This is a genomic window from Streptomyces sp. CO7, assembly GCF_053474865.1.
The window spans coordinates 383,174-388,308 of record NZ_JBRIOU010000008.1; the positions used below are offsets into that span (position 1 = coordinate 383,174).

Sequence of the window (5,135 nt, forward strand, 5' to 3'; positions counted from 1 at the left end):
GGCGGGCCCCGTTGTCCCGGATCAGGACCTGGTGAAGCAGCTTCTCGAGCAGATGGAGCTGAAGTACGTGGTGGACGACGAGGGTGACCTCGCCGCCCCGTGGGAGAGCTTCCGCACGTACTTCATGTTCCGTGGCGAGAACGAACAGGCGATCTTCTCGGTGCGGACGTTCTACGACCGCCCGCACGAGATCGAGGCCAAGCCGCAGCTCCTGGAGTCCATCGACGACTGGAACCGCCGCACCCTGTGGCCCAAGGTCTACACCCACACCCACGACGACGGCACCGTCCGCCTCATCGGCGAGGCGCAGATGCTGATCGGCATGGGCGTCAGCCTGGAGCACTTCGTGTCCTCCACGGTCAGCTGGGTCCGCGCCGCCATCGAGTTCGACAAGTGGCTGGTGGAGCAGCTGGGCCTGGAGCAGGACGTCAACGAGTCCGAGAAGCCGGACGACGAGGCCTGAGCGTCCGCCTCACAGGGGTGACGTCGCCATGACGACGAGGTACGCCCCGTAGGCGAACGAGAGCCCGGCCAGGGCCGCGACCACCAGCGTCGCGTGCCGGGGCCGGGCTCTCGCCGTCCGCGTCAGCGCCGCGGCGAGCGGCAGCAGCAGCGGGAAGGCGGGCAGCAGCAGCCGCGGCTTGGACGCGAAGTAGCCCGAACCGCCGAGCGCGATCAGCAGCAGCACCGCGCTGAAGACGATCAGCGGCAGCGGCGCGCGGTCCGCGATCAGCAGCCCGAGCAGCAGCACCGCCACCAGCACGATCACCAGCGCCACCGTGAACACCAGCTTGTCCGGGTGACGCAGCAGGTGGCCGACGAACTCCAGGTTCCCCCGGCCGAGGTCGAAGGCGGACCCCCACTTGCGCTGGACCTCGAAGTAGCCGCCCAGCCAGTCGCCCTGCCGCCGGCCCACCCAGAGGAAGAAGCCCACCCAGCCCAGGGGCGCGAGCACCGCTCCCGCCGCCGGTTTCCACAGGGTGTGGACGAAGAGTTCGCGCTTGCGCGCCAGCACGGCCACGTGCCACGCGGCGGTCACCGCGACCGCCGCCGCCATGGCCAGGCCGTTGGGCCGGGAGAGCCCGGCCAGGCAGGCCAGCGCGCCGGCCCACAGCCAGCGCTCGGTCATCGTGGCGTAGAGCGCCCAGGCGGCCAGGGCGGTCAGCAGCGGCTCGGTGTAGGCGAGGCTCAGCACCACCGAGTGCGGCATCAGCCCCCACAGCAGCACCAGCAGGACGCCGGCGCCCCGGCCGTGCACCCGGCGGCCGATCAGGTAGATCCCGGCGGCCGCCGCGGCCGCCGCGCCCCAGGACAGCAGGATCCCGGCCGCGCCGCCGCTGAGCGGCAGCACGGCGGTCACCGCCCGGATCATCCAGGGGTAGAGCGGGAAGAACGCCAGGTCGTTCAGGACCAGCCCCGTGTACGGGCGGATCTCGCCGTAGCCGTCGGCGGCGATGCCGATGTACCAGAGCGAGTCCCAGGTGCGGCCGAGCAGCGTGGTGGCGTCCTTGCCGTGGGCGTGCGCCAGCAGCGTGAGGACCAGGACGCCGGTGAGCCGGGCGGCGGCGAACAGCCCCACCGCGGTGACCACGGTGGGAACGGCGCGGCGCGCCCGTCCGCCGGCCGCCGGGGGCCCGGGCGGCCCGGTCGGCTCGGTCGGCTCGGTCGGCTCGGCAGGGCTGGTCCTCCGGCGGGCGGGCGACGGTACGAGGGCGGCGAGCATCGGGTTCACCCCATGCACGATGCAGGGCGAAAGTGGCGAAAACGGTCACGGCACGCCGGGTGCCGCCGGGGTTCCCGCCCGTGCGTTCCTCTGCGTCGGCGCTGGGTGGCCGAGCCGTCAGCGTCGGTCGGCGAGGGAGGCCAGGCGGGTCGCCGCCTCCCGCAGGACCTCGTCCCGCTTGCAGAAGGCGAACCGGACGAACGGCGCGCCCGCCTCCCGGTCGTCGTAGAAGACGGCGGTGGGGATGGCCACCACGCCCGCCCGCTCGGGCAGTTCGCGGCAGAAGGCGACGCCGTCGCGCTCGCCGAGCGGGCGGATGTCGGTGGTGACGAAGTAGGTGCCGGCCGGCCGGAAGACGCCGAAGCCCGCCGCCTCCAGACCGGCCGTCAGCAGCTCCCGCTTGGCGGTGAGGCCGGCACGCAGCCCGTCGAAGTAGGAGTCCGGCAGTGCCAGCGCCTCGGCCACCGCGTACTGGAACGGCCCGGCCGAGACGTAGGTGAGGAACTGCTTGGCCGAGCGGACCGCCGTGACCAGCTCCGGCGAGCCGGTGATCCAGCCGACCTTCCAGCCGGTGAAGGAGAACGTCTTGCCGGCGGAGGAGATGGTGACCGTGCGCTCCCGCATGCCGGGGAACGAGGCGAGCGGCACGTGCTCGGCGTCGTCGAAGACCAGGTGCTCGTACACCTCGTCGGTGACCACCAGCAGGTCGCGCTCCACGGCGAGCCGGGCGACGGCCGCGAGTTCCTCGCGGGTGAGGACCGTGCCGGTGGGGTTGTGCGGGGAGTTGAGGAGCAGCAGGCGGGTCCGGTCGGTGACGGCGTCGCGCAGCTCGTCGAGGTCGAGGCGGAACGTCCCCTCGTGGGGCCGCAGCGTCACCGGGACCCTGCGGCCCCCGGCCATCGCCACGCAGGCGGCGTACGAGTCGTAGTACGGCTCCAGGGCGACCACCTCGTCGCCCGGCTCCACCAGGGCGAGCATGGCCGCGGCGATCGCCTCGGTGGCCCCGGCGGTGACCAGCACCTCGGTGTCCGGGTCGAGGTCGAGGCCGTAGCGCCGCTGCTGGTGGCCGGCGATCGCGCGGCGCAGTTCGGGGACGCCGGGGCCGGGCGGGTACTGGTTGCCCCGGCCGTCCCGCAGGGCCCGCACCGCCGCCTCGCGGACCTCCTCCGGGCCGTCGGTGTCGGGGAAGCCCTGCCCGAGGTTGATGGAGCCGGTGGACGCCGCGAGGGCGGACATCTCGGCGAAGACGGTCGTCCCGAACTCGGCGAGACGGCGGTTGAGGAGGGGGCGGACCGCCCGGTCGGGGATGCTCATGGCGGCCATCCTGCGCCCAAGCTCTGGCCTTGCTCAACTCTGTGTTGGGCCGTTGCGTCATCGGGCATCACCGGAGCACGCTGCGCAGAGAGGGGCCCACGGGGGGCGCTTCGGGGGAGCGTGGAAGGAGGGCGGAGCCGTGCTGACTGCCGTCATCGTGGTCGTGGTGATCCTGCCGGTGGTTCTTCTGGTGTGGTTCGTGGTCGCCATGAACAGGCGGGTCTCCCGCATGGCCCACCACAGCCTGGGGAACGTCCGGCGGGGCCACCCGTCGGGCTCGTCGTCGAGGTCGTCGAGGTCGTCGAGCTCGAGTTCTTCGCACTCGGGGGCCGACGCCGGCGCCGGGGGCTGGTGGGCCGCCGACAGCGGGTCCTCGTCCGGCGACTCCGGCGACTCCTCCAGGTCGTCCTGCGGAAGCAGTTCGTCGTCCTGTGGGAGCAGTTCGTCGTCGTGCGGGAGCAGCTCCTCCTGCGGGGGCGGAGGAGGGTGCGGCGGCGGAAGCTGAGCCTCCGCCGGCCGCGGACGTCCGCCGAGGGGTGAACCCACGGCGGACGTCGCCGCGTGTTCGGACAACTGGGCGATGAGGGTGCGTCGTTGAACAGTTGAGCCGAAGAACCCACCGAAGGATGGAAAGCCGACGAACTTGGGTAAAAACGCTGTGGCGTCACCGACGTTCGTGCTTTTCTCTACTCGCCGACGCAGCCCCGCGGACGGCCGCCACACCTGAGCGGCCGCCTTCCCGTCCGGGGCAGAACCGTCCTCTCCTGGTGCCGACCCCAGGGGCGCCGGTCCGACATCCTCTTCTGCGCGCTAGCGGAGCCGACCCCATGCTCACGACCCTGAACACCCCGTACAGCGATACGCGTGCGTCCGACCTGGCCTGGGCGCTCGGGCGTGAACCGCTGCCCGCCCTGGCCGCACTCGACCTCCGGTTCACCGACGTCCGGCTCCAGTTGAGGCTGCTCGGCGCCTCCCACCAGGTCATCCTCGAGCGGGAGGACGGCACCTGCTCGGAGACGGTCGCCTGCATCCCCGGCTCCAGCACGCCGCTCCCGCTGGGCGTGGCCAAGCGGGTGAGCGGCTGGGAGTACCAGTTCGCGGCCCGGGTGGAGGTGCTCTCGCCGGGGGCGTTCGCGGGGCGGGCCCAGGAGCTGATCGCGCTGGTGTCCGACCACCCGAAAGGGCTGGTCGGCGTCTTCCCCGGCAGCCCGCACGCCTTCACCGCGCTGCTCGCGCAGCGCACCCAGGGGGAGACCGTCTGGCGCACCTGGCACGCCTATCCGCAGGACGGGCAGCTGGTGGCGACGCGCACCACGGTCGGCCTCGGGGTCGGCGCCGAGACGGTCACCGGGATGGGCCGGCTGCCGGTGGGCGCCCTGCGCTGACCGGGCAGGGCCGGTGTCGGCCTGGTGCGCCCCGCGCCTGCGGGGCGTGCCGGGCGAGCGGGCCCGGTGCCGTCCGGTGCCGTCCGGTGCGGTAGGCGGGGGCCGGCGGCCTTGCGGAGCACGACCGGCGCGCACGCGGCGGGCGCGCACGCGGTACCCACGCGCCGGGAGTGCGCCAGTACCACCCGGGCGGGTGACGATGAGTGTTCGATCGATGACGTACGGTCGTCATGTGATCGAACCGCACGCCCCACTCGCACCACCGGCCCACCGACCTGGGAGGGAGGGGGCTGCGGGGCGGACCGGCGAGGGTCACGGCCCGCGCGGCGGCGTGGACCGGGCGGCCGGGGCCGGCGGCGTTCAGGGGTGCGCCGTGCGGCTGCCGCTGCGGCCCGGGACGGCGCGGTTCCTGGTGCTCGCGGGGGTGTTCGTCTGCGCCGCCTGTGGGCTGGTGTACGAGCTCGAACTGGTCGCCATGGCCTCGTACCTGATGGGCGACTCGGTCACCCAGGCGTCCGTGGTGCTGTCGGTGATGGTCTTCGCCATGGGCCTGGGCTCGCTGGCCGCCAAGCGGCTGCGCCGCCGCGCCGCGGCCGCCTTCGGGGCGGTGGAAGCCGCCCTCGCGCTGGTCGGCGGGTGCAGCGCGATGGCGCTGTACGCGGTCTTCGCCTGGACGGGTGCCTGGGGCGGCCTGTGGCGGGACGGCCCCAGCG

5 protein-coding genes and 1 pseudogene are annotated in these 5,135 nt (G+C 73.4%); 3 read left to right on the forward strand and 3 right to left on the reverse strand.

The annotated features are described in order from the left end of the window. Positions 1-463: YbjN domain-containing protein (locus ACOV8S_RS26645; protein ID WP_448320847.1), on the forward strand; the 463-nt coding region annotated here is incomplete at its 5' end. Positions 464-472: 9 nt separating this feature from the next. Here ACOV8S_RS26645 and ACOV8S_RS26650 read toward each other — a convergent pair. The 3 genes from ACOV8S_RS26650 to ACOV8S_RS26660 form a co-directional block, all read right to left on the reverse strand. Further along, positions 473-1,723, reverse strand: coding sequence for a hypothetical protein (locus tag ACOV8S_RS26650; protein WP_448320897.1), 1,251 nt, complete (start codon positions 1,721-1,723; stop codon positions 473-475). Positions 1,724-1,840: 117 nt separating this feature from the next. After that, positions 1,841-3,046, reverse strand: a complete 1,206-nt coding sequence (locus tag ACOV8S_RS26655) for a pyridoxal phosphate-dependent aminotransferase (RefSeq protein WP_448320849.1) — start codon at positions 3,044-3,046, stop codon at positions 1,841-1,843. A 48-nt stretch (positions 3,047-3,094) separates the two neighbouring features. After that, positions 3,095-3,610, reverse strand: a complete 516-nt coding sequence (locus ACOV8S_RS26660) for a hypothetical protein (RefSeq protein WP_448320850.1) — start codon at positions 3,608-3,610, stop codon at positions 3,095-3,097. 254 nt (positions 3,611-3,864) lie between these two features. On the opposite strand from ACOV8S_RS26660, the gene ACOV8S_RS26665 reads away from it, so the two are divergent. Both ACOV8S_RS26665 and ACOV8S_RS26670 read left to right on the forward strand, forming a co-directional pair. Next, on the forward strand, positions 3,865-4,422 hold the full coding sequence (locus tag ACOV8S_RS26665; RefSeq protein WP_448320851.1) for a DUF2617 family protein: 558 nt from the start codon (positions 3,865-3,867) through the stop codon (positions 4,420-4,422). A gap of 232 nt (positions 4,423-4,654) precedes the next feature. Next, a pseudogene (locus ACOV8S_RS26670) lies at positions 4,655-5,135 on the forward strand (spermidine synthase); the annotation flags it as partial.